This is a genomic window from Pseudomonas zhanjiangensis, assembly GCF_041027545.1.
Taxonomy (GTDB): Bacteria; Pseudomonadota; Gammaproteobacteria; order Pseudomonadales; family Pseudomonadaceae; genus Aquipseudomonas; species Aquipseudomonas zhanjiangensis.
The window spans coordinates 149,358-171,492 of record NZ_JBFTEG010000003.1 but is presented as its reverse complement, the minus strand read 5'-3'; the positions used below and the strand labels follow the sequence as shown (position 1 = coordinate 171,492).

Annotated in this window: 21 protein-coding genes; 6 read left to right on the top strand and 15 right to left on the bottom strand. The window is 65.6% G+C overall.

Going from position 1 to position 22,135, the window contains the following annotated elements; genetic code table 11:
- Nucleotides 1–13 precede the first annotated feature (13 nt).
- Both AB5S05_RS05580 and AB5S05_RS05575 read right to left on the bottom strand, forming a co-directional pair.
- Nucleotides 14–280 (bottom strand): DksA/TraR family C4-type zinc finger protein, encoded by a 267-nt coding sequence (locus AB5S05_RS05580; RefSeq protein ID WP_369286501.1) that lies wholly within the window; start codon nt 278–280, stop codon nt 14–16.
- A 149-nt stretch (nt 281–429) separates the two neighbouring features.
- Complete coding sequence (locus AB5S05_RS05575) at nt 430–1,293, bottom strand: isocitrate lyase/PEP mutase family protein (RefSeq protein WP_369286776.1); 864 nt, start codon at nt 1,291–1,293, stop codon at nt 430–432.
- Between the two features lie 300 nt (nt 1,294–1,593).
- On the opposite strand from AB5S05_RS05575, the gene AB5S05_RS05570 reads away from it, so the two are divergent.
- The 3 genes from AB5S05_RS05570 (at nt 1,594) to AB5S05_RS05560 (ending at nt 4,140) form a co-directional block, all read left to right on the top strand.
- Nucleotides 1,594–2,322: a VC0807 family protein gene (locus tag AB5S05_RS05570; protein ID WP_369286500.1), complete on the top strand. Its 729-nt coding sequence runs from the start codon at nt 1,594–1,596 to the stop codon at nt 2,320–2,322.
- Between the two features lie 29 nt (nt 2,323–2,351).
- Nucleotides 2,352–2,789: a YqaA family protein gene (locus tag AB5S05_RS05565; RefSeq protein WP_369286499.1), complete on the top strand. Its 438-nt coding sequence runs from the start codon at nt 2,352–2,354 to the stop codon at nt 2,787–2,789.
- Between the two features lie 85 nt (nt 2,790–2,874).
- A complete protein-coding gene (locus AB5S05_RS05560) occupies nt 2,875–4,140 on the top strand; it encodes an Hsp70 family protein (RefSeq protein WP_369286498.1) in 1,266 nt (421 codons plus the stop codon).
- Nucleotides 4,141–4,202: 62 nt separating this feature from the next.
- On the opposite strand, the gene AB5S05_RS05555 is transcribed toward AB5S05_RS05560, so the two are convergent.
- Complete coding sequence (locus AB5S05_RS05555; RefSeq protein ID WP_369286497.1) at nt 4,203–6,524, bottom strand: YgiQ family radical SAM protein; 2,322 nt, start codon at nt 6,522–6,524, stop codon at nt 4,203–4,205.
- A gap of 199 nt (nt 6,525–6,723) precedes the next feature.
- Here AB5S05_RS05555 and AB5S05_RS05550 point away from each other — a divergent pair, with 199 nt between their 5' ends.
- Nucleotides 6,724–8,622, top strand: a complete 1,899-nt coding sequence (locus AB5S05_RS05550; protein ID WP_438943545.1) for a diguanylate cyclase domain-containing protein — start codon at nt 6,724–6,726, stop codon at nt 8,620–8,622.
- Between the two features lie 37 nt (nt 8,623–8,659).
- Here the strand turns inward: AB5S05_RS05550 and AB5S05_RS05545 are convergent, their stop codons facing one another.
- From AB5S05_RS05545 to AB5S05_RS05525, 5 genes are read right to left on the bottom strand one after another with little or no spacing between them, the layout of a single operon-like run.
- Nucleotides 8,660–9,076, bottom strand: coding sequence for a globin family protein (locus tag AB5S05_RS05545; RefSeq protein ID WP_369286496.1), 417 nt, complete (start codon nt 9,074–9,076; stop codon nt 8,660–8,662).
- Nucleotides 9,077–9,113: 37 nt separating this feature from the next.
- Entirely contained in the window at nt 9,114–9,449 is a 336-nt protein-coding gene (locus AB5S05_RS05540; RefSeq protein WP_369286495.1) for a c-type cytochrome, read from the bottom strand.
- Nucleotides 9,430–10,005, bottom strand: coding sequence for a Tll0287-like domain-containing protein (locus AB5S05_RS05535; protein WP_369286494.1), 576 nt, complete (start codon nt 10,003–10,005; stop codon nt 9,430–9,432). Before AB5S05_RS05535 ends, AB5S05_RS05540 begins: the two co-directional genes overlap by 20 nt.
- A 39-nt stretch (nt 10,006–10,044) precedes the next feature.
- A complete protein-coding gene (locus AB5S05_RS05530) occupies nt 10,045–11,385 on the bottom strand; it encodes a cytochrome c3 family protein (RefSeq protein ID WP_369286493.1) in 1,341 nt (446 codons plus the stop codon).
- 9 nt (nt 11,386–11,394) lie between these two features.
- Nucleotides 11,395–13,395, bottom strand: coding sequence for an FAD-dependent oxidoreductase (locus AB5S05_RS05525; RefSeq protein WP_369286492.1), 2,001 nt, complete (start codon nt 13,393–13,395; stop codon nt 11,395–11,397).
- A 440-nt stretch (nt 13,396–13,835) separates the two neighbouring features.
- Here AB5S05_RS05525 and AB5S05_RS05520 point away from each other — a divergent pair, with 440 nt between their 5' ends.
- On the top strand, nt 13,836–14,201 hold the full coding sequence (locus AB5S05_RS05520) for a VOC family protein (protein ID WP_369286491.1): 366 nt from the start codon (nt 13,836–13,838) through the stop codon (nt 14,199–14,201).
- 29 nt (nt 14,202–14,230) lie between these two features.
- Nucleotides 14,231–14,932 (top strand): helix-turn-helix transcriptional regulator, encoded by a 702-nt coding sequence (locus tag AB5S05_RS05515; protein ID WP_369286490.1) that lies wholly within the window; start codon nt 14,231–14,233, stop codon nt 14,930–14,932.
- Nucleotides 14,933–14,953: 21 nt separating this feature from the next.
- Here the strand turns inward: AB5S05_RS05515 and dnaB are convergent, their stop codons facing one another.
- The 7 genes from dnaB to rnr form a co-directional block, all read right to left on the bottom strand.
- On the bottom strand, nt 14,954–16,348 hold the full coding sequence (gene dnaB / locus AB5S05_RS05510; protein WP_369286489.1) for a replicative DNA helicase: 1,395 nt from the start codon (nt 16,346–16,348) through the stop codon (nt 14,954–14,956).
- 117 nt (nt 16,349–16,465) lie between these two features.
- Nucleotides 16,466–16,912 carry a 50S ribosomal protein L9 gene (gene rplI, locus AB5S05_RS05505; RefSeq protein ID WP_369286488.1) on the bottom strand — a complete coding sequence of 149 codons (447 nt, stop codon included), beginning with the start codon at nt 16,910–16,912 and terminating at the stop codon, nt 16,466–16,468.
- Nucleotides 16,913–16,933: 21 nt separating this feature from the next.
- A complete protein-coding gene (locus AB5S05_RS05500) occupies nt 16,934–17,827 on the bottom strand; it encodes a YybS family protein (RefSeq protein ID WP_369286487.1) in 894 nt (297 codons plus the stop codon).
- A 36-nt stretch (nt 17,828–17,863) separates the two neighbouring features.
- Complete coding sequence (gene rpsR / locus AB5S05_RS05495; protein ID WP_213639508.1) at nt 17,864–18,094, bottom strand: 30S ribosomal protein S18; 231 nt, start codon at nt 18,092–18,094, stop codon at nt 17,864–17,866.
- Nucleotides 18,095–18,122: 28 nt separating this feature from the next.
- Nucleotides 18,123–18,548, bottom strand: a complete 426-nt coding sequence (rpsF, locus tag AB5S05_RS05490; RefSeq protein WP_369286486.1) for a 30S ribosomal protein S6 — start codon at nt 18,546–18,548, stop codon at nt 18,123–18,125.
- Between the two features lie 232 nt (nt 18,549–18,780).
- The gene (rlmB, locus tag AB5S05_RS05485) at nt 18,781–19,551 is read right to left on the bottom strand and encodes a 23S rRNA (guanosine(2251)-2'-O)-methyltransferase RlmB (protein ID WP_369286485.1); all 771 of its coding nucleotides are present in this window, start codon (nt 19,549–19,551) and stop codon (nt 18,781–18,783) included.
- On the bottom strand, nt 19,548–22,082 hold the full coding sequence (rnr, locus tag AB5S05_RS05480; RefSeq protein ID WP_369286484.1) for a ribonuclease R: 2,535 nt from the start codon (nt 22,080–22,082) through the stop codon (nt 19,548–19,550). Before rnr ends, rlmB begins: the two co-directional genes overlap by 4 nt.
- Nucleotides 22,083–22,135: the final 53 nt, after the last annotated feature.

The window sequence follows — 22,135 nt, the reverse complement described above, 5'->3', positions numbered from 1 at the left end:
TTTAAAGCCTAGCTCAGCGCAACTGGCTGTCCTTGCTGCCGCGCCGGTTGTAACCGCTGCCGGCCTGCTGCTCGCGGTCATGGGCGCTCTGGCAGGCCACGCACAGCCGCACACCCGGCACGGCCTGGCGGCGCGCCTCGGGAATGACGCAGTCGCATTCCTCGCAGTGGCTCAGACTTTCCCCACGCGGCAGCTGGCTGCGGGCGCGGGCGATGGCGTCCTCGATGCTGCTGTCGATCTGTTCCTGCACGGCGCCATCGCTGGCCCATCCGCCTGCCATGATCTGCCCTCCTCAATCGGTGTCAAACTGCGCATATGCGCCAGCCTGGCATTTTTTTCAAGCGCCGGGCCCTACCACTGGTCGCAGCACCTTGCCACGCTCGGCTATGACCCAGGCCCATTTGCGCCCCGCGCCCTGCGGGCGAAGCCTCACTCCTCGACGTCCATGAACTCCTTGGCCCAGAGAATATAGTCCTCGGGCAGGCTGTACTTGTACGCCAGCTCGGACGCACTCAGCTCGCAGGCGTCGATTCCACGCTGTTCGCGCAGGCAGTCATAGGTGGCCTTGATCGCGGCGAAGTAGGCGGCGTGGCCATTGACCACGATGCGTACGCCGAGCCCGGCCAGGCGCGCATTGTCGCGCAGCTTGGGGTTGCCGTAGGTGACCAGCATCAGCGGCACGCTCAGGTGCTCGGCGATCCGCTCCAGGTGGGCGAAATCCTCGACGCCGACCAGGCAGATGGCATCGGCCCCGGCGCCCTGGTAGGCCTGGGTGCGCTGGATCACCTCGTCCACCGCAAGCACGCCGGCATGGGTGCGGGCGATGATCGCCAGGTCGGGGTCGACCCGCGCCTCCAGGGCCGCGCGGATCTTGCCGGCGCCCTCCTCGACGGCAATCAGATCGGTGGACTTGTGACCGAACTGCGCCGGCAGCAGGGTGTCCTCCAGGGTCAGGGCGGCAACCCCGGCGCGCTCCAGTTCGACCACGGTGCGCATCACGTTGAGTGCATTGCCGTAGCCGTGATCGGCGTCGGCGATCACCGGCAGGCGGGCGACGCGGCCGATGCGGGTGGCCTGCTCGACGAACTCGCTGAGGCTGATCAGGGCGAAGTCCGGCGCGGCCAGCACCTGCAGCGAGGCAACCGAGCCACCGAGGATGCCGACCTCGAAGCCGAGGTCGGCGGCGATCCGTGCCGACATCGGGTCGAATACCGAGGCGGTGTGGTAGCAGCCAGTGGAGCCCAGCAGGCCGCGAAAGGCGCTGCGCAGTTCATGGTGTGAAGCTCGTTGCAAGATCGGCATTGGCAGGTTCCAGGGCGACGGTTGGACCAGGGCCGGCCCGCGGTGATCGCGGCCGGCCTCCATAAAAGGCAATTATCTCGCCAACTCGGCGAATCAGCACGGGCCGCATGCGCCACCGCCGGCGTCTGGCGAAAACCCGCCGGCAGGCAGCCGCGCCGGCGAGTTTTCGCCGTCTGCAGCCCCCCTAAGCATGGCCCGCGCACAACTTTGTCACAGTCGAGGCGACGGTTGGGCTGGCGGCGGCGGCCCAGGCAGGCGATCATCGCCACTCATCCCTGCGCCCAGATCGACATGACCGATACCACGCACACCATGCCTGCCACGCACAAACCCCGCCCGCTGATCGATTTGCTCATCAGCATCCTGATCCCTTCACTGATCCTGATGAAGCTCAGCGGCGAAGCCAACCTCGGCGCCGACGGTGCCCTGCTCCTGGCCCTGGCCTTCCCCTTCGGCTGGGGCGCCTTCGAGCTGGTCAAGTACCGCAAGTTCAATTTCATCGCCCTGCTCGGCCTGATCAGCGTACTGCTCACCGGCGGCATCGGCCTGCTCAAGCTCGACAGCCAATGGCTGGCGATCAAGGAAGCCGCGGTGCCCGGGCTGATCGGCATCGCCGTGCTGGTGTCGACCCGCACCCGTCATCCGCTGATCCGCACCATGCTGCTCAACAAGGCGGTGCTCAACGTCGACAAGATCCATCAGCGCCTGGAACAGGGCGGCCACCTCGCGGTGTTCGAAACCCGCCTGATGACCGCCACCTACTGGCTCAGCGGCACCTTCTTCTTTTCCTCGGCGATGAACTACGCCCTGGCCAAGTGGATCGTCGTCAGCCCCTCCGGCAGCGAGGCGTTCAACGCCGAACTGGGCCGGATGAACCTGCTCAGCTACCCGATGATCGCCATCCCCTCGATGATCATGCTGATGGCGATCTTCTACTACCTGTGGCGCACCATCCACGGCCTGACCGGCTTGAAGCTGGAAGAGATCATGGCCGGCGCCGAGCAGGAGAGTGAGACCTGAGGACGCCGCGCGCGTCCGGGGCCTGAAGGGTGCTCACGCTCTCCGCCTACCTGGGCCTGTTCTTCACCGCGCTCGGCGCGGCCACCCTGCTGCCGCTGCAGTCCGAAGCCGTGCTGGTCGGCCTGCTGCTCAGCGACAACTTTCCGCTGTGGGCGCTGCTGGCGGTGGCCAGCGCCGGCAACGTGCTGGGCGCCGTGATCAACTGGCTGCTCGGGCGCTACCTGGAACACTTTCGCCACCGTCGCTGGTTTCCGCTGAGCGAGCGCCAATTGGACCGTGCCCAAGGTTGGTACACCCACTATGGTTACTGGTCGCTGCTGCTCAGCTGGGCGCCCTTCATCGGCGACCCACTGACCCTGGCCGCCGGCATCATGCGCGAGCCGCTGTGGCGCTTTACGCTGATCGTCACCCTGGCCAAGGCCGGCCGCTATGCGGTCGTGGCGGCGTTGACCCTGGGTAGCCTCTGAGCCCGGCCGGGCCGACCAATCGACGCAGCAATTGACCGGCATCTCGCATAGAATGCGCGGCCGTTTTTTTGGAACAGCGCGCAGCATGTCTTTACTCTCTCCCGCCCGCGCCTGCGGCATCGACTTCGGCACCTCCAACTCCACCGTCGGCTGGCTGCGGCCCGACGCCGACCCGCTGATCGCCCTGGAAGACGGCAAGATCACCCTGCCCTCGGTGCTGTTCTTCAACTTCGAGGAGCGCCGCCCGGTCTATGGCCGCTTGGCCCTGCACGAGTACCTGGAAGGCTACGAGGGCCGGCTGATGCGCTCGCTCAAGAGCCTCCTGGGCTCCAAGCTGCTCAAGAGCGAGACCACGGTGCTGGGCAGCGCCATGCCGTTCAAGGAACTGCTCGGCCTGTTCATCGGTCAGCTCAAGCAGCGTGCCGAGGCCGCCGCCGACCGGCCGTTCGAAGAGGTGGTGCTGGGCCGTCCGGTGTTCTTCGTCGACGACGACCCGGCGGCCGACCAGGAGGCGCAGGACACCCTGGTGGCGGTGGCGCACAAGCTCGGGTTCAAGGAGGTGTCCTTCCAGTACGAGCCGATCGCCGCGGCCTTCGACTACGAGTCGGGCATCGAGCGCGAGGAGCTGGTGCTGATCGTCGACATCGGCGGCGGCACCTCGGACTTCTCCCTGGTGCGCCTGTCGCCCGAGCGCCGCGCCGTCGCCGAGCGTCAGGACGACATCCTCGCCACCGGCGGCGTGCATGTCGGCGGCACCGACTTCGACAAGCAGCTGTCGCTGGCCGGGGTGATGCCACTGTTCGGCTACGGCAGCCGGATGAAGAGCGACGCGCCCATGCCCACCAGCGTGCACCTCAACCTGGCCACCTGGCACTGCATCAACGCCGTCTATTCGGCGCAGTCGCAACGCGCGCTGCAGAGCATGCGCTACGACATCGTCGATCCGACCGGCATCGACCGCCTGTTCAAACTGATCGAACAGCGCGCCGGACACTGGCTGGCGATACAGGTGGAAGACAGCAAGATCGCCCTGACCGAAGCCAGCGCGCGGCCGATCGGCCTGCAGCGCATCGAGGCGGACCTGGTCGCCGAGCTGACCCGCGAACTGTTCGAGGCCGCCATCGAGCCCCTGCTGCAGCGTATCCGCGCCAGCGTGACGCAACTGCTCGGCGACGCCGGGGTCGGCGTCGAGCAGGTCGACACGGTGTACTTCACCGGCGGCTCCAGTGGCATCCCGGCGCTGCGCCAGGGCGTCGCGGCGATGCTGCCGAATGCACGGCACGTGGAGGGCAACAACTTCGGCAGCATCGGCAGCGGCCTGGCCATCGAGGCGCACAGGCGCTACGGCTGATCAGCGACCCAGGCCGCAACAAAAACGCCAGCACTAAGCTGGCGTTTTTGTTGCGCGGGCGATCAGCGTGGCGCCACCGGGCGCTTGGCCGGCTTCTTGCCGCCCTTCTTGTCCGCCGCCTTGCCACTGCGCTCGGCCTTGGCCCGCGCCTCGGCGGCGGCCTTGGCCTGCTCGCGCTTGTCCCAGGGCTTGCTGCCGTCGCTGCCGCGCGGCGGCAGGCCGCTGTGCTGGGTGAGGATCTTGCCGACCGTCTTGCCCTGGGCACCGACCTTCTTGCTGCCGGCCGGGGTGGAGTTCTTGCGTCGCGCACTCTGGTAGCTGTCGCTGGCCGGCTGGTGCAGCGGGATCAGCTGGTGCTTGCCCGGGCCGATCAGGTCGCTGCGGCCCATGCGCTCCAGCGCCTCGCGTAGCAGCGGCCAACCGCGCGGATCGTGGTAGCGCAGGAAGGCCTTGTGCAGGCGGCGCTGCTGCTCGCTCTTGACGATGGTCACGCCGTCGCTCTTGTAGGTCACCTTGCGCAGCGGGTTCTTGCCCGAGTGGTACATGGCGGTGGCGGTGGCCATGGGCGAGGGGTAGAACGCCTGCACCTGGTCGGCGCGGAAATCGTTGCGCTTGAGCCACAGGGCGAGGTTCATCATGTCCTCGTCCGTCGTCCCCGGGTGCGCGGCGATGAAGTAGGGAATCAGGTACTGCTCCTTGCCCGCTTCCTTGGAATACTTCTCGAACATGCGCTTGAAGCGGTCGTAGCTGCCGATCCCGGGCTTCATCATCTTGTCCAGGGGGCCACGCTCGGTGTGCTCCGGAGCGATCTTCAGATAGCCGCCGACATGGTGGGTGACCAGTTCCTTGACGTATTCCGGCGACTCCACGGCCAGGTCGTAGCGCAGGCCGGAGGCGATCAGGATCTTCTTCACCCCGGGCAGGGCGCGGGCCTTGCGGTACAGCTCGATCAGCGAGCTGTGGTCGGTGTTGAGGTTCTCGCAGATCCCCGGGAACACGCAGGACGGCTTGCGGCAGTGGCGCTCGATTTCCGGGTCCTTGCAGGCGATGCGGTACATGTTGGCGGTCGGCCCGCCCAGATCGGAAACGACCCCGGTAAAGCCCGGCACCTTGTCGCGCATCTCCTCGATCTCGTGGAGGATCGATTCGTGCGAGCGGTTCTGGATGATCCGTCCTTCGTGCTCGGTGATCGAGCAGAAGGTGCAGCCGCCGAAGCAGCCGCGCATGATGTTGACCGAGAAGCGGATCATCTCGTAGGCCGGAATCTTCTCCTTGCCGTAAGCCGGGTGCGGCACCCGCGCATAGGGCATGCCGAACACGTAGTCCATCTCCTCGGTGGTCATCGGGATGGGCGGCGGGTTGAACCACACATCCACCTCGCCATGCTTCTGCACCAGGGCGCGGGCGTTGCCCGGGTTGGTTTCCAGGTGCAGCACGCGGTTGGCGTGGGCATAGAGCACCGAGTCGCCGCGCACCTTCTCGAAGGACGGCAGGCGGATCACCGTCTTGTCGCGCTCCAGGCGCGGGTGCGGCAGCAACTGCACGACCTTGGCTTCGTTCGGGTCTTCCAGCGGGCCGCGGTCGGCCGCCCCCTTCTCCTGCTCGATGGCGCAGGCGGCGGTGTCCTGGGTGTTGACGTAGGGGTTGATGATCTTGTCGATCTTGCCCGGCCGGTCGATGCGCGTGGAGTCGATCTCCAGCCAGCCCTCGGGTGTGTCGCGGCGGATGAAGGCACTGCCGCGGATGTCGGTGATGTCCTCGATCTTCTGTCCCTGGGCCAGGCGCTGGGCCACCTCGACGATGGCCCGCTCGGCGTTGCCGTAGAGCAGGATGTCGGCGCAGGCATCGATCAGGATCGAATGGCGGACCTTGTCCTGCCAGTAGTCGTAGTGGGCGATGCGGCGCAAGGATGCCTCGATGCCGCCGAGCACGATCGGCACGTGCTTGTAGGCCTCCTTGCAGCGCTGGCTGTAGACCAGGCTGGCGCGGTCCGGGCGCTTGCCGGCCAGGCCGCCGGGGGTGTAGGCATCGTCGCTGCGGATCTTCTTGTCGGCGGTGTAGCGGTTGATCATCGAGTCCATGTTGCCGGCCGCCACGCCGAAGAACAGGTTGGGCTCGCCGAGCTTCATGAAGTCGTCTTTGGACTGCCAGTTCGGCTGGGCGATGATGCCCACGCGAAAGCCCTGGGCTTCGAGCAGGCGGCCGATGATGGCCATGCCGAACGAGGGGTGGTCGACGTAGGCGTCACCGGTGACGATGATGATGTCGCAGCTGTCCCAGCCGAGCTGATCCATCTCTTCCCGGCTCATGGGCAGGAAAGGCGCCGGGCCGAAGCACTCGGCCCAGTATTTTGGATAGTCGAATAACGGCTTGGCTGCTTGCATGACGATGACCGAGATAGGCGGATTTTAACGGGGGCGGAATATAGCACAAATTTTGACCAAACCCGACGACGGCGCTGGGTTTTGCCGACGCCTTGTGCGATCCGTAGCGTCAAGTATTTGTGATCACACTAGTGGCTTATGGCTATACTCGGGCCGTCAACCAGATCCGTCGCCCCTAGGCCGAAAAGGAGTGCGTGCAGTGCAGCGGTTGATCTACTCGCTGATCTTCTTGTTGAGCCTGGCCGGGGCAGCCTGCGCCACGCCGCTGATATTGAGCGATACCAGCAGCGGCCGTTCGCTGAACGACCATATCCAGCTGCTGGAGGATGTCGGCGCCCGGCTCGACATCGCCGACCTGGCCGACCCGACCGTGCAGGCACGGTTCCGCCCGGCCGACGGCCGCGCCAGCGTCGGCCAGAGCCGCAACCCCTGGTGGATCAAGGTACAGCTGGCGCGCGAAGCCAGCGCACCGGGCCAGTGGTGGCTGGAAGTCGGCGCCGTGACCCTGCTCGACCTGCAGCTGTACCTGCCCAACAAGCAGGGCGGCTGGCAGCAGCGCCAGTCAGGTGAACGTGTCGCCTTCGCCGCCGGCCGCGACCATCCCTACCGCCGCGCGCTGTTTCGGCTACCGGCGCTGGACGAGCAGCCGCTGACGTTCTACCTGCGCACCTATGACCCGGCCGGCAACTCGTTCCCCCTGCGCGCCTGGCAGATCGCCGACCTCGACCTGACCGCCGCACGGGAGAACCTCGTGCTCGGCACCATCTACGGGGTCATCTTCGCCCTGCTGCTATACAACCTGTTCATCCTCTTCAGCCTGCGCGACAGCGCCTACTTCTGGTATGTATTGACCACCGCTTTCGCCCTGGTCTTCATCCTGAGCATGAGTGGCCACGGCTTCCAGTACCTGTGGCCGGGCGGCGAGGTACCCTTCTGGCTGGACCGGATCACCCTGCCCTCGCTCTGGGGGCTGTGCGCCAGCCGCTTCGCCCAGACCCTGATGCAGACCCGCCGCCACGTACGCTGGGCCCACCACCTGCTGAGCATGGCCTGCGTGGTCTATCTGCTCGCCATTGCCCTCGATGCGTTTGGCCAGCGCGGCCTGGCGGCGTGGATTATCGCCCTGCTGTCGCTGACCAGCATTCCCGCCGCCCTGGGCAGCGCGCTGATCCGTTGGCGCCAGGGGTTCTTCCCCGCCCTGCTGTACCTCTGCGGCTACGGCCTGGTGCTCGGCAGCATCAGTGTCCTGCTGCTGCGCGCGACCGGCGTGCTACAGCCCTCGCCGCTCAATGCCATCGTATTCCCGCTGGCGGTCGCCGCCGAGTCCATCCTTTTTTCCTTTGCCCTGGCCTACCGCATCCAGATACTCAAGCGGGAGAGGACCATGGCCCTGAACCAGGCCGACCGGGAGAAAGCCGCGCGCCTGGCTCAGGTCCAGGCCAGCGCCGACGAGTTGCATGCTGCGGTGATCCAGCGCACCGCCGAACTGGCGGCGGCCAACGAGCGCCTATCGCTGCGCGAGAAGGAACTGGAGCACGCCGCCTTCCACGACGCCCTGACCGAACTGCCCAACCGCCGCTACCTGGTCGAGCGCACCAGCTCGGCCCTGGCCCATGCCAGGCGGCACGGCGAAAGCGTGGCGCTGCTGCTGATCGACCTCGACCACTTCAAACCGGTCAACGATCGCTTCGGCCACGATGCCGGCGACCTGATGCTGCAGGTAATCGGCCGGCGCCTGCGCGAGCACGTGCGCAGCGGCGACAGCGTGGCGCGCCTGGGCGGCGACGAATTCGCCGTGCTGATCGGCGGCGACGATGCCGAGCAACATGCCCGCGACATCGCCGAACGTCTGCTTACCGAGCTGGCGCATCCGGTGCTCTATCGCAGCGAGCCACTGAGCGTGACCATCAGCATCGGGGGGGCAATCTTCCCGCAGCATGCCGAACACTTCAGCGGCCTGTACAAGGCGGCCGACGATGCGCTCTACCGGAGCAAGGCCAGCGGCCGCTCGGGCTCATCGATCTATGGCGAGGACGGTGAATCGAGCGCCAGCGAGCTCGCGCATCTGGATGTGATCAAGCTGCCCGGTGGCGCCTGACCCGTTGCGGGGCGCCGGGTCGACGCCCCGCCGCGACTCAGGCGCCGACCTTGTTTGCCGCCTCGATCATGGTTGAGGCCATCAGGCCGTAAGCGCTGCTCCAGGCCTCCTCCACCTCCTCGGTGAAGGCATCGGCCAGGCCCTGGCTGAGGGTCAGCAGCAGGGCGCCACCGACGGTGGCGTAGTGGCTGTCCTCCACGCCGTAGTCGGCATGGCGTTCGCCCAGACGCTGCAGCACCGGCAACAGCACCTGCGGCTCGTTGAGCTTGCTCACCGCCACGCCGATCATCTGCATCAGCTTCTCTCCCTGCGTCTGCATGTCGCCCTTGAACAGCGGCTTGAGGCTGGCATCGGCGCTGAACAGATTGCTGTAGAACAGCGCCGCGGCCTGTTCGGCAATGGGCGTCACCTGGGCAAAGCTGCCCTGTACCAGTTCGATCTGTCTCGGGGTCATCTCTCGTTCCTCTCTATCGGAATTGCGGCCGAGCCGCCTATTGGCTTTGCGAAACCATGTACTTCACTGCCGCCGCGACCTGCTCATCGCTGAGCTGCGGGTTGCCGCCGCGTGCCGGCATGCTGCCCTGCGCCCCACTGAACCCCTGCAGGGCATGCTCGACCAGAACCGCCAGGCCTTGGTCGATGCGCGGCGCCCAGGCCACGCGATTGCCCTTGGCCGGCGCACCTGCCAGGCCGTTCAGGTGGCAGACCCGGCAGGTGCGGTCCCAGACCTGCTGGCCGAGGCGCAGCTCGGCCTGCTCCGGGCCGGGGCCGCAGCCGACCAGCAACAGCGCGGCGACCAGCGCGCCGCTAGCCGCCCAGCGGAACACGAATCACCACCCCGCCCATCACGTCGCCCAGCTTGAAGTCGGTGCGCGGGCTGTCCTTGTGCTCGTTGTGGCAGCTGGAGCACACCGGCGCCACGGCTACATCGGGATAGACGGCGGTGAAGTAGCGCTTGCCGCCCAGCTCTTCCTCGCCGTAATAGTTCTCTCCGGGGTGATCCATGATGTATTGCAGGCCGGTCTTCTCCGCTTCGGTGCGCGGCGCGTTCTGCTTGTTGATCGGCCACAGCGATTGCAGCGAATAGCTGAAGGCATCGGTCTTGGCGGCCACGGTCTCGGCGCCAAAGCGGAACATCTGCGCCGGAAGCGGCAGCGCGTTGTCGTCGACGAAGTGCTCGCTGGGCTTGATCACCCCGGCATCCTTCAATCGATTGACCACCTGCTTGGTGTAAACCGCTCGGTCGGACTCCATCACCAAATGCAGGCTGTCGGTCAGTTGCTGGGGACTGAAGCCGCTCGGTTTGCTTTCCTGGCAGCCGGGAAGGACAAGCAGACCGGCGCTTAAGGCAACGGCGAATACAGGTTGCAAGGTCTTGTGCATGGTGTTCTCCAGATCAGACTGTTGGGGTGTCGGCAGACATCAGCGGTGCAGCTCGGAGCTGGCACGCTCCAGCGCCATGTCCACGCTGGGGACATGCTGCGCAGGCGTACCTTGGAAGTTGTTCTGCAGCAGCCGCGGATCGGCCAGGGCGTCGAGGGCGAACGGCAACCCATGACAGTCCAGGCAGACCCCGCGCAGCATTTTTTCGTTGGGCCGCAGATTGGCGTTCTGGTTATGCTGAACCAGGCGGCGTGACTGGCCGTGAACCTCGGCGGTCTCGCGCGGCAGGTGGCAGCTGGCGCAGCTCACCCCGCTGCCCGGCGGCAGTTCGCCGCGCTGTTCGGCCAGCCAGAGTTGCTGGTGCGGTGAATCCTGATAGGCCAGCGAATGCTCGTCGGCATGGCAACCCAGGCACGCCTGCACCGCAGCCTCACGCTGCTCGACGCGGTGTGCGCCGTGGCAACTGCTGCACCCCAGTTCATGCCCGGCGCTTTCGGCGGTGAACGGCAGCTGGCTCCATTGTGGGCGCATTGGCGTCAGCTTCACCGGCAACGCCGGATTCAGGCGCATGCCGTGCTTGCCGGCGAAGAACCCCTGGGCCTCGCCGGCATGGCAGCCCTGGCACACCTGCAGCGCTGGCCTGGCCTCCCAGCCGGCGCTCTGCGCCTGATGACAGTCGCTGCAATTGACCCCCGCCTCGGCGTGAGCGCTGGCCAACCAGTCGGCCACGGCTGCGTCCGTCTGCCGCTCGAGCGGCGCGTCGGCCTGAGGCGCCGCAGCCGGTTTCTGCCAGCCCGGGTGCTTGTCGGCCAGGCTGGCCGGCGCGGCGATGCGGGCGATGGCCTGGAACACCGGCTGATCGGCGCTCCTGACCAGGAAGTCCTCATAGAGCGCGCGATTGTCGTGATAGTTGTGGCAGCCGGCGCTGGCGCAGGTAGCGAAGGCCATTCCCTGGTGACTGGGGCGCTCCTCGGCGATCCGCGCGTGACAGTGCACGCAGAAGTCGTCGGGCTGGGTCACGGCCATCTCCCGGGTGCGCTCAGGCGCATGCTCGACATGACAGGCCAGGCAATACCGCGCATCCAGATGGGCCAGCCGGTCGGCGTTGCGCGGATCGCTGAACTTGCTCTGCGGGTGGGCGTCGTGGGCGGCCTTGAGCTCTTCGCCATGGCAACTGACGCAGGCCTTCTGCAGCACCTCGCCGCCGCCCAACGGATTCAGGTGGCAGGCACCACAGGCCTGCTCGAGCTGATGGTGGCCGGCCGACAGCGGCCCCGGGTTGAACGCCTGCAACTCGTCGCCGGCGTACAAGCGATAGCCGTACCAGCCAGCCAACGCCAGCAGGGTCGATAACCAGAGTGCCCAGATCGCGCGCTTCATGACAGGCCCTTAGAAGTAATAAACCGAGAGCACATGCACGGCGAGCAACGCCGGCCACGGCCAGACCGCAAGAATGTGTGCCCACAGCAGCCCGCGCCGGCCGTGCCGGGCCAGCGCCGCGGGCAGGCGATGTTCGATGGCAAGCAGCAGTGCGGCCAGCGCGCCAAGCGCCACCAGCAACAGGAAGTCGACGAGCAGCCAGCGATTGAGGTTCTGCCCGCCGTCCAACCCGGTGTGCAGTGCCAGCAGCCCCAGGCTCGCCGCGCCAAGCAGCACATGCAGCACGCGCCACAGGGCGAAGGCGCCCAGCGGCAGCCTCGGCAGGCGCTTGCGCAGCGACATCAACAAGCCGAGCAGGGCCAGGCCGAGCAGCGAGAAGCCGCTGAGCTGGCGCCAGAAACCGTCCTGCCAGAGCCAGCTAAGCCCGGCCTGCAAGACCGAGGTCGGTGCGGCGAAGGCCGGCAGCATCGCCATCAGCAGAATCGCGAGCAGAGCCAGCCCAGCGCCCGCGATCAACCCTGCGGCAGCACGCTCGGGCTGGCGCCGGGCCGCGCTCCCAAGCAGGTTGTGCAACAGGGGTTTGCAGCCGCCGCAGACGGTACCCGCGCCCGATTGCCGGCCCAGCGCGGCCAGATCGGCGGCGCCGGCGGCGATACAGGCGCTGAGCTGACCGCGACTGACGTCCATGCACTGGCACACCGTCGTACTGGTCGGCCACGCCGCAACCTGCTCGCTGGCCGCCGGCCACAGCCGTCCCTCGCGGCGAAAGCGCCAGAGCATCCAGGGGGTAATCCGTCGACCGTGCTGCAAGGCATCCAGCCAGCGCAGGCTTTCTGCGCATTCGCCTACCGCCAGGGCGCCGCGCAGGCGACCACGGTGGACCAGCAGCTTGCGGTAGGCACCCCGCTGAGGATCGGAGAACTGTATTTCTCGCTGGCGAATGCGCCCAAGCGGTTCGACTGCCTCGCCCGCACTGAACACCGGCAAGCCGGCCACCTTGAGCTGGGTCGCCTGCAGCGAGCCGCGGTACAGGGCCTGCTCGCCGGTCAGGCGCGCGGCCAAGACCGCGGCCTGCTCGAACCCCGGTGCCACCAGGCCATAGGTCAGGCCGCGGTGCTCGGCGCACTCGCCGATCGCATGGATGTTGGCCTGCGAGGTGCACAGCTCATCGTCCACCACGATGCCCTGGCCCACCCGCAACTGCGCCGCCAGGGCCAGGTCGATGTTGGGCCTGATGCCGGTGGCGAGCAGCACCGTATCGCAGTTCAACTCGCGACCGTCACGCAGGCGCACGCCGGTGACCCGCTCGTCGCCCAGCACGGCGCCGAGGCCGGCGCCCAGCAACACCTCGACGCCCAGCGCGCGCACCTGGCGCAGCAGCACTTCGGCGCCAGGCGCGTCCAGCTGTCGATTCATCAACCGCGGCGCCTGGTGCACCAGAGTCACCCGGGTGTGGCCACGCTGCAGCGCGCGGGCCGCCTCCAGGCCGAGCAGGCCGCCGCCGACCACCACGCAGTGCCGGCTGCGCGCGGTGCGCGCGAGCAAGGCGGCGGTATCGCCCAAGTCGCGAAAGACAAACACCCCGGGCAACCTGGCGCCACCCACCTCGGGAACGTGCGCCCGCGAACCGGTGGCGAGGATCAGCCGCGAATAGCAAAAGCCCCTGCCCTGACTGTCCTCCAGATAGTTCGAGGCCGGATCTATTCGGCTGATGCGGCAACCCAGATGGCTGATCAATCGACCGTCGTCGGCAAGGGGAGTGGCGATGGCGTCCAGGCGAATCTCGCCGGCCAGCAGCGCACTCAGGCGAACCCGGTCATAGGGCACCCAGGGCTCGTCGCCGAACAGCAGAATCCGCCCGGGAAAGCCGCGGCGCAGCAGTTCCTGGGCGCAGCGCACGCCGACCGGGCCGGCACCGACGATGACCAGTGGAGCCTCGGCAAGCGGCTGTGCCGCCTCGGTCGAAGAGGCGAGCGGTGGTACAACGACGGTGGCACGATCGAGCAGCATCTGCATCCTCCTGCGCCCACCGCCTGTCCAGGCGAGCACCGGGTTGAGCCGAAAAAAAACGCCGCGGCCGGCGCACAAGCACTAGCGCTTGTACCGGTCACGACGTCTTTGTCTGTCAACCCTGCACCGCCGTTGGCGCAGTCGTTGTGTTGGACGAGCTCTAGCAAGCTCTGCGCCAGCACTTGAGGCACACACTCAAGCGATTGAAATATATGGAGTTAAAGACGCAACAAGGCGCACAGCCCGCACCCCGCGCGGCCCTGCCTGCCGCATCAGGGGGCAGCCAACGGGCCGCCGCACCGTCCAGCAGCAAAGTCCTGCGCGGGCTACTGACAGGAGGCTGTCAGTAGCCCTGTCCTAGAGTGGCCCCCGGCACAACGAAAGGCGGCGCTTGTGGCCGCCAGTCCTGCTGCCAGACCCCCACTTCAAGGAGAGAGAAAATGAATGCGATCAACTGGTTCGAACTGTTCGTCGGCGATTTCGAACGCGCCCGTGGCTTCTATGAGCGAGCCCTGGCCAAACCGCTGGAGGTGATGGAGGGCATGGACGGGCGCAGGGCGCTGTTTCCCCACGCCCCCGAGAGCGGGGTGGGCGGCTGCCTGAGCGACTCGGCCGAGCAGCAAAGCGGCGTCGGCGGCACCCGGGTCTACCTGAATGTCGAGGGACAACTGGATGCCGTGGTGAACCGGGTACCGGCAGCTGGCGGCGTGATCATCCAGGGCAAGATGTCCATCGCGCCTCACGGCTTCATCGCTGTGATAAAAGACAGCGAAGGAAATGAGGTGGGCCTGCACAGCATGTCCTGAGCCGGCCACCCAGATCGCCAAGAGGGAGCATGAGACGCGCCGACCGACTATTCCAGATCGTGCAGTTCCTGCGCAGCCGTCGCCTGACCACCGCCCGGTGGTTGGCCGAGCGCCTGCAGGTGTCGGTGCGCACCATCTACCGCGACATCCAGGATCTCTCGCTTTCCGGCGTACCGCTGGAAGGCGAGGCCGGTGTCGGCTATGTGCTGCGCCAGCCGATGGACCTGCCGCCGCTGATGTTCGAGCGCGAGGAGATCGAGGCCTTGCTGATCGGCGCGCGGATGGTCAACGCCTGGGCCGACCCACAGCTGCAGCGGGCCGCCGAATCGGCGCTGGCGAAGATCCACGGCGTCCTGCCCAACAGTCTGCGCGACGAACTCAACCGCAACCAGCTGTTTGCCCCCGAAGTAAACAGCTACCCCGTGCACTGGCTCGCCCAGCTGCGCCAAGCAATCCGCCAGCGGCGCAAACTGCAGCTCGGCTATCGCGACCAAAACGACCAGGCCAGCCAGCGCCTTATCTGGCCGCTGGGCCTGTTCTTCTGGGGGCAGACCTGGACCCTGTGCAGCTGGTGTGAATTGCGCAATGACTTTCGCAACTTTCGCATCGACCGGGTGCAGAGCCTGAACGATACCGAGGAACACTTCGAGACCACGGCCGGCCAGCGCCTGGAGGACTACCTGGCCCCGTACCTGGGCAACGCGGCGCTCGCCCCGCGCTACAAGGCCTGAACTCCGGCGCGCCTGCGCCGCTTACTCGTCGTCGAACTGATAGCTGCCCGGCGCCAGGTTCTCGAAGCGCGAGTACTTGCCGAGGAAGGCCAGGCGCGCGGTACCGAGCGGACCGTTACGCTGCTTGCCGATGATGATCTCGGCCACGCCCTTGTACTCGGTTTCCGGGTGATAGACCTCGTCGCGGTAGACGAACATGATGATGTCGGCGTCCTGCTCGATCGCCCCGGACTCACGCAAGTCGGAGTTGATCGGGCGTTTGTTCGGCCGTTGTTCGAGGCCACGGTTGAGCTGCGACAGGGCGATCACCGGGCAGTTGAACTCCTTGGCCAGGGCCTTCAGCGAGCGGGATATCTCGGAAATCTCGTTGACCCGGCTGTCGCCGCTGGAACCGGGAATCTGCATCAGCTGCAGGTAGTCGACCATGATCAGGCCGATCTCGCCGTGTTCACGGGCCAGGCGCCGGGTACGCGCGCGCATCTCCGACGGGCTGATGCCGGCGGTATCGTCGATGAACAGCTTGCGGTCGTTGAGCAGGTTGACCGCCGAGGTCAGGCGCGGCCAATCATCATCGTCCAGACGACCGGCACGGACCTTGGTCTGGTCGATCCGGCCAAGCGAGGCGAGCATACGAATGACGATGGATTCGGAGGGCATCTCCAGCGAATAGACCAGGATCGCCTTGTCGCTGCGCATCAGGGCGTTCTCCACCAGGTTCATGGCGAAGGTGGTCTTACCCATCGACGGACGTCCGGCGACGATGATCATGTCGGCCGGCTGCAAGCCGCTGGTCAGGTCATCCAGGTCGGTGAACCCGGTCGACAGGCCGGTGATCGCATCGCCGGCGTTGAACAGGGTGTCGATGCGGTCGATGGCCTTGACCAGAATGTCGTTGATGCCGACCGGGCCGCCGGTTTTCGGCCGCGCCTCGGCAATCTGGAAGATCAGCCGCTCGGCCTCGTCGAGAATCTCCTCGCCGGTACGCCCCTCGGGGGCATAGGCGCTGTCGGCGATCTCGCTGCTGATGCCGATCAGCTGACGCAGGGTGGCGCGTTCGCGGATGATCTGCGCGTAGGCCTTGATGTTGGCCACCGACGGGGTGTTCTTGGCCAACTCGCCCAGGTACGCCAGACCGCCCACCTGCGACAGCTGGCCCTCCTTGTCCAGCTGCTCGGACAGGGTCACCACGTCGAACGGGTGGTTGCGTTCGGCCAGTTTGAAGATGGCGCGGAAGATCAGGCGATGGTCGTGGCGGTAGAAATCGCCGTCGGAGACCTGATCCAGCACGCGTTCCCAGGCATTGTTGTCGAGCATCAGCCCCCCCAGGACCGCCTGCTCGGCCTCGATCGAGTGCGGCGGCACCTTCAGGGCGGAAGTTTGCAGGTCGTACTGCTCGGGAATGCTGATGTCGTTCATAGGCTCTGGGAAAAAATTCGACGATGGAAAAACAAAGGGCACGGCACCGCTTGCGCGATGACGTGCCCGATTGTCAGCAGCCTCGCACCGGAGTGCAAGACCACTTCGGCGGTTCGCTTAGGCGGCGACCACAACGACCCGGACGGTCGCTTCAACGTCGCTGTGCAGGTGCACGGCCACGTCGTATTCGCCAACCTGGCGAATGGTGCCGTTCGGCAGGCGCACTTCGGCCTTGGCCACTTCCACGCCGGAGGCGGTCAGGGCGTCGGCGATGTCGTGGGTACCGATCGAACCGAACAGTTTGCCTTCATCGCCCGCGGTCGCGGTGATGGTGACTTCCAGCTCGGCCAGTTGGGCAGCACGGGATTCGGCAGATGCCTTCTTCTCGGCAGCCAGTTTTTCCAGCTCGGCACGACGCGCTTCGAACGCGGCAACGTTGGCAGCGGTAGCAGCGGTGGCCTTGCCTTGCGGCAGCAGGAAGTTACGGCCGTAACCAGCCTTAACATTCACTTTGTCGCCCAGGTTGCCCAGATTGGCGATTTTTTCCAGCAGGATCAGTTCCATTTGGTAATAACCTCTTAACTTTTAACCTTCACCGTCCGCGGAGCCCGGGCCATTCTTGCGCACCAGGCGACCACGAAAATCAAACAGACTGTCGACGATGGCCAAGACCACCAGTAACGGATAAGTCAGCTGCATGAACAACAGCAGCGTGATGTACAGCCCGACCAGCCAGAACTTGGCCAGTCGCCCTTGCGCCACCAGCCCATGAATCAGGGCCAGGCCGGCAAATGCCAGCGGCACGCTGCACAGCGGGGTCAACATCGCCATTTGCGGCCCCAGATTGGGTCCCAACAGCATGCCGACCAGCAGCAATATCGCCGGCGCCAGCGGCAGTCGCAGGGCACGAAACTCGCGCCCGAAACCACCCGGGTTGTACAACAACGCCTGCCAAAAACGCCCGAGAATCAGGCTGAGCAGGCTGACGATCTGCAACAAGGCCGCCAACAAACCGGTCAGCACCGGTGCAATCAGGCTATCCAGGCGCGCTCGCTCATCCACCGACATCTGTTGGTGGACCCCATCGAGCATCTGCGGCAGGAGTTTTTGCAACTCGCCCGCCATCATCTCGATGGGCTCGCGGAACACCGCACCCAAGACCAGCCCGTACACCAGGCCCACTGCCACGCTGCAGAGCAGCACACGATTCCAGGACTGGCTGGCGCGCAATAGCGACGCCAGCCCCAGTGCACCGAGCAGCACCATCAGGGTGCGCGGCTCACCGAAATACCACCAGCCAATCGCCGGCAGCAGGGCCCAGGCGAGGATGCCAACGGCATCACTCAAACCGCGCCGCAGGAGCACCAGGCATCCGGCGGCAGCACTTAACCAGAACAGCAGCGGCAAAGCCGCAGAACCGACCACCACGAGGGTGGCCTGCATGCGGCCGCGCATGATGAATTCAGCCAAGGCGCGCATGCGTTTTATCCCTTACTACTTGTCGAGCACCCTGTCTCAGCGGCCGTGGCTGTCGGTGTAGGGCAGCAGGGCCAGGAAGCGGGCGCGCTTGATAGCGGTAGCCAGCTGACGCTGATAACGAGCCTTGGTACCGGTGATACGGCTAGGAACGATCTTGCCGGTTTCCGAGATGTAGGCTTTCAGGGTGTTGAGATCTTTGAAATCGATCTCTTTCACGTTCTCTGCGGTGAAACGGCAGAATTTACGACGACGGAAGAAACGTGCCATGGGATTGGCTCCTCAATAGATCCGTGGATTACTCGTCAGCGTTGTCGCTGCTGTCGCTGCTGTCACTGTCATCGCCATCGGCGGAATCAGTGCTTTCAGGACGGTCACGACGCTCGCGGCGCTCGCTACGGTTTTCCTCAGCCTTGAGCATTTCAGACTGTTCGGTAACGGCTTCATCGCGACGGATGACCAGGTTACGGATCACGGCATCGTTGTAGCGGAAGTTGTCTTCCAGCTCAGCCAGGGCTTTGCCGGTGCACTCTACGTTGAGCATCACGTAGTGGGCTTTGTGGACGTTGTTGATGGCGTAAGCCAGCTGACGACGGCCCCAGTCTTCCAGGCGGTGAATCTTGCCGCCGTCTTCTTCGATCAGCTTGGTGTAGCGCTCGACCATGCCGCCGACTTGCTCGCTCTGGTCCGGGTGAACCAGAAAGATGATTTCGTAATGACGCATAAATGCTCCTTACGGGTTGTAGCCTGCCACATGGCGCGGTCAGGCAAGGAGTGAATGACACTGTTGGTCTTGCTGAAACAGAAGGGCGCGAACGCGCCTGCCGTCACGGCAAGGGGCGCCATTCTAGAGAAGCCCCCAGCCAGACGCAAGGCGGGCTGGTGATTATTTGAACAGCCTGAGCCCGACGCGCAGAGACTGATGATTCGCGGCCCGCGAACGGGGCCGCGAAGACTCACGATTTGCGGCTGGACGCCTGCAACCTGTGCGCACGACGCTGGCGCAGGGCCTCGAACAGGCAGACCCCGGTCGCCACGGACACATTCAGGCTGCTGACGCTGCCTGCCATCGGCAGCTTGACCAGGTAATCGCAGTGCTCGCGAGTCAGGCGCCGCATGCCCTTGCCTTCGGCCCCCATGACCAGCACCGTCGGCCCGGTCAGGTCCTGCTGATACAGCTCCTGCTCGGCCTCGCCGGCCGTACCAACGATCCACAAGCCTCGCTGCTGCAGCTTCTCGAGGCAGCGTGCCAGGTTGGTCACCGCCACCAGCGGGATCACCTCGGCGGCGCCACAGGCCACCTTGCGCACGGTGGCATTGAGGGTGGCGGACTTGTCCTTCGGCACTATCACGGCCAAGGCACCGGCGGCATCGGCGGTGCGCAGGCAGGCGCCGAGGTTATGCGGGTCGGTCACCCCATCAAGCACCAGCAACAAAGGCGCGCCCTCGCTGCGGTCGAGCAGCTCCTCGAGCATCGCCTCGCCCCATACCTGGCTCGGGCTGACTTCGGCGACCACGCCCTGATGCACACCCTCGACCCAGGCGTCCATTTCGCGCCGCTCACACTGGCCGACCGCCACCCGCGCCTCTGCAGCCAACGCCAGCAACGGCTGCACCCGCGGATCACTGCGCCCCTCGGCCAGCCAGACCTGCTTGACCCGCTTGGGGTGATGACGCAGCAAGGCTTCTACGGCATGCACGCCGTAGATCTTCTCCAACTGATTCATGACTTCGCCTTAGGCTTGCGCGAACCATTCGACTTGGGCGGCCCCTTGCGATGCTTGCTGGGCTTCGCCGCCTTTTCCGCCGGCACCGCGGCCCCGGCCTTGCTTGTGCGCCCCTTGCCGGCCTTGCCCTTGGACTCGCTTAGCAGCGCCTTCTTCAGCTCACGGCTCTTCGCCACATCGGTGTTGCCGGCGGCGGGGCGCTCACTGCGACGACCGCTGCGACTGGCGGCGGACTCGAAACCGCCGCGCCGCGGGGCGGCCGGCTCCTGACTGGCGCCCTGGACCATTTCGAAGTCGATCTTGCGCTCATCCAGGTCGACACGCATGACCTTGACTTCGACGCTGTCGCCCAGACGGAAGCTACGACCGCTGCGCTCGCCGGCGAGGCGGTGATGAACCGGATCGAAATGATAGTAGTCGGCCGGCAAGGCGGTGACGTGCACCAGGCCCTCGACGTAGATGTCGGTCAGCTCGATGAACAGGCCGAAACCGGTCACCGCGGTGATCACACCGGGGAAGGTTTCGCCGACCCGGTCCTTCATGAACTCGCATTTCAGCCAGTTCACCACATCGCGGGTGGCCTCATCGGCACGCCGCTCGGACATCGAGCACTGCTCACCCAACTGCTCCAGGGTCGGCTCATCGTAGGGATAGATGCGCGCCTTGGGCATGCTGGCAGCCCCGGCACGCTTGACGTGCGGAGTGTCGAGCTTGGAGCGGATCACGCTGCGGATCGCACGGTGGATCAGCAGATCCGGGTAGCGACGAATCGGCGAGGTGAAGTGAGCATAGGCTTCGTAGTTCAGGCCAAAGTGCCCCTGGTTGTCCGCGCTGTACACCGCCTGACTGAGCGAACGCAGCATGACGGTCTGAATGAGGTGATAGTCCGGGCGATCGCGAATGCTTTCCAGCAAGGCCTGATAGTCCTTGGGCGTCGGCCCCTCCTTGGACTTGCCACGATGCAGCGACAGCCCCAGCTCCGTGAGGAACGCCTTGAGTTTCTCCACCCGCTCGGGCGGCGGACCGTCGTGCACACGGTAGAGTGCCGGGATCTCATGCTTCTGCATGAACGCCGCAGTGGCCACGTTGGCCGCCAGCATGCACTCCTCGATCAGCTTATGCGCGTCGTTGCGCTCGGTTGGCCGGATCTCGGCGATCTTGCGCCCGGCACCAAAGACAATCCGCGTTTCCTGGGTCTCGAAATCGATGGCGCCGCGCTCGTGACGAGCCGCCAACAGCACCTGATACAAGGCGTACAGCTGCTTGAGGTGGGGCAGCACGTCGCCGTACTCGCCACGCAACGCCTTGCCCTCGGAACTCTTGGGCTGTTCAAGCATGGCGCTGACCTTGTTGTAGGTCAGTCGTGCATGCGAATGGATCACCGCCTCGTAAAACTGGTAATCGGTCATCTTGCCGGCCTTCGAGATGCTGATCTCGCAGACCATGGCCAGGCGATCGACCTTGGGATTGAGCGAGCACAATCCGTTGGACAGTTCCTCCGGCAGCATCGGAATCACCCGCTCAGGGAAGTACACCGAGTTGCCACGCACCTGAGCCTCGGCATCCAGAGCCGAGCCGATTTTGACGTAGTGCGAGACGTCGGCAATGGCCACGTAGAGTTTCCAGCCACCGGAAAACAGCCGCCAGCTACCACCGCCCTTCTCGCAGTAGACCGCGTCGTCGAAGTCACGGGCATCTTCGCCGTCGATGGTGACGAAAGGCAGATGGCGCAGATCGATGCGCTTGTCCTTGTCCTTCTCCTCGACCTCCGGCTTGAGCTTGTGCGCCTCCTTGACCACTGCCTCGGGCCAGACATGGGGAATGTCGTAGCTGCGCAGCGCCACGTCGATTTCCATGCCCGGTGCCATGTAGTTGCCCACCACCTCGAGCACATCGCCCTGCGGCTGGAAGCGCGGGGTCGGCCAATGGGTGATTTTCACCTCGACAAACTGGCCCTGCTTGGCGCCGGCATTGCGCCCCGGGGTAACCAGTACCTCCTGCTGGATCTTCGGATTGTCGGCGACCACAAAGCCGATGCCGCTCTCTTCGTAGTAACGCCCGACGATGGTCTCGTGGGCCCGGGAGATCACTTCGACGATCGCCCCTTCGCGCCGACCGCGGCGGTCCAGACCGGACACACGCGCCAGGGCGCGGTCGCCGTCGAATACCAGGCGCATCTGCGCGGGGCTGAGGAACAGGTCATCGCTGCCGTCATCGGGAATCAGGAAGCCGAAGCCGTCGCGATGGCCACTGATACGGCCAAGCACCAGATCCAGCTTGTCCACCGGCGCATAGGTACCGCGACGGGTATAGATCAACTGACCATCGCGCTCCATCGCCCGCAGCCGGCGGCGCAGCGCTTCGGCCTGCTCCTCACCGGCAAGCCCGAGCTCATCAAGCAATTGTTCTCGACTCGCCGGCGAGCCGCGGTCACTGAGGTGCTGCAGGATCAGCTCGCGGCTGGGGATGGGGTTATCATATTTTTCCGCTTCACGAGCGGCCTCGGGATCGAGGGATTGCCAATCGGCCATTAGAGAGAGTTCACCTTGTTCATATACAGTCGGTTTGCCATGTGCCTATTGAA

Excerpts from the sequence above, each read along its gene's own strand:
- AB5S05_RS05535 (WP_369286494.1), bottom strand. The coding sequence starts at position 10,005 with ATGCACAAGACCTTGCAACCTGTATTCGCCGTTGCCTTAAGCGCCGGT.
- rnr (WP_369286484.1), bottom strand. The coding sequence starts at position 22,082 with ATGGCCGATTGGCAATCCCTCGATCCCGAGGCCGCTCGTGAAGCGGAA.
- AB5S05_RS05560 (WP_369286498.1), top strand. The coding sequence starts at position 2,875 with ATGTCTTTACTCTCTCCCGCCCGCGCCTGCGGCATCGACTTCGGCACC.
- AB5S05_RS05500 (WP_369286487.1), bottom strand. The coding sequence starts at position 17,827 with ATGCGCGCCTTGGCTGAATTCATCATGCGCGGCCGCATGCAGGCCACC.
- rplI (WP_369286488.1), bottom strand. The coding sequence starts at position 16,912 with ATGGAACTGATCCTGCTGGAAAAAATCGCCAATCTGGGCAACCTGGGC.
- AB5S05_RS05525 (WP_369286492.1), bottom strand. The coding sequence starts at position 13,395 with ATGCTGCTCGATCGTGCCACCGTCGTTGTACCACCGCTCGCCTCTTCG.
- AB5S05_RS05530 (WP_369286493.1), bottom strand. The coding sequence starts at position 11,385 with ATGAAGCGCGCGATCTGGGCACTCTGGTTATCGACCCTGCTGGCGTTG.
- AB5S05_RS05570 (WP_369286500.1), top strand. The coding sequence starts at position 1,594 with ATGACCGATACCACGCACACCATGCCTGCCACGCACAAACCCCGCCCG.
- rpsR (WP_213639508.1), bottom strand. The coding sequence starts at position 18,094 with ATGGCACGTTTCTTCCGTCGTCGTAAATTCTGCCGTTTCACCGCAGAG.
- dnaB (WP_369286489.1), bottom strand. The coding sequence starts at position 16,348 with ATGAACGACATCAGCATTCCCGAGCAGTACGACCTGCAAACTTCCGCC.
- AB5S05_RS05515 (WP_369286490.1), top strand. The coding sequence starts at position 14,231 with ATGAGACGCGCCGACCGACTATTCCAGATCGTGCAGTTCCTGCGCAGC.
- AB5S05_RS05580 (WP_369286501.1), bottom strand. The coding sequence starts at position 280 with ATGGCAGGCGGATGGGCCAGCGATGGCGCCGTGCAGGAACAGATCGAC.
- AB5S05_RS05545 (WP_369286496.1), bottom strand. The coding sequence starts at position 9,076 with ATGACCCCGAGACAGATCGAACTGGTACAGGGCAGCTTTGCCCAGGTG.
- AB5S05_RS05555 (WP_369286497.1), bottom strand. The coding sequence starts at position 6,524 with ATGCAAGCAGCCAAGCCGTTATTCGACTATCCAAAATACTGGGCCGAG.
- rpsF (WP_369286486.1), bottom strand. The coding sequence starts at position 18,548 with ATGCGTCATTACGAAATCATCTTTCTGGTTCACCCGGACCAGAGCGAG.
- AB5S05_RS05520 (WP_369286491.1), top strand. The coding sequence starts at position 13,836 with ATGAATGCGATCAACTGGTTCGAACTGTTCGTCGGCGATTTCGAACGC.
- rlmB (WP_369286485.1), bottom strand. The coding sequence starts at position 19,551 with ATGAATCAGTTGGAGAAGATCTACGGCGTGCATGCCGTAGAAGCCTTG.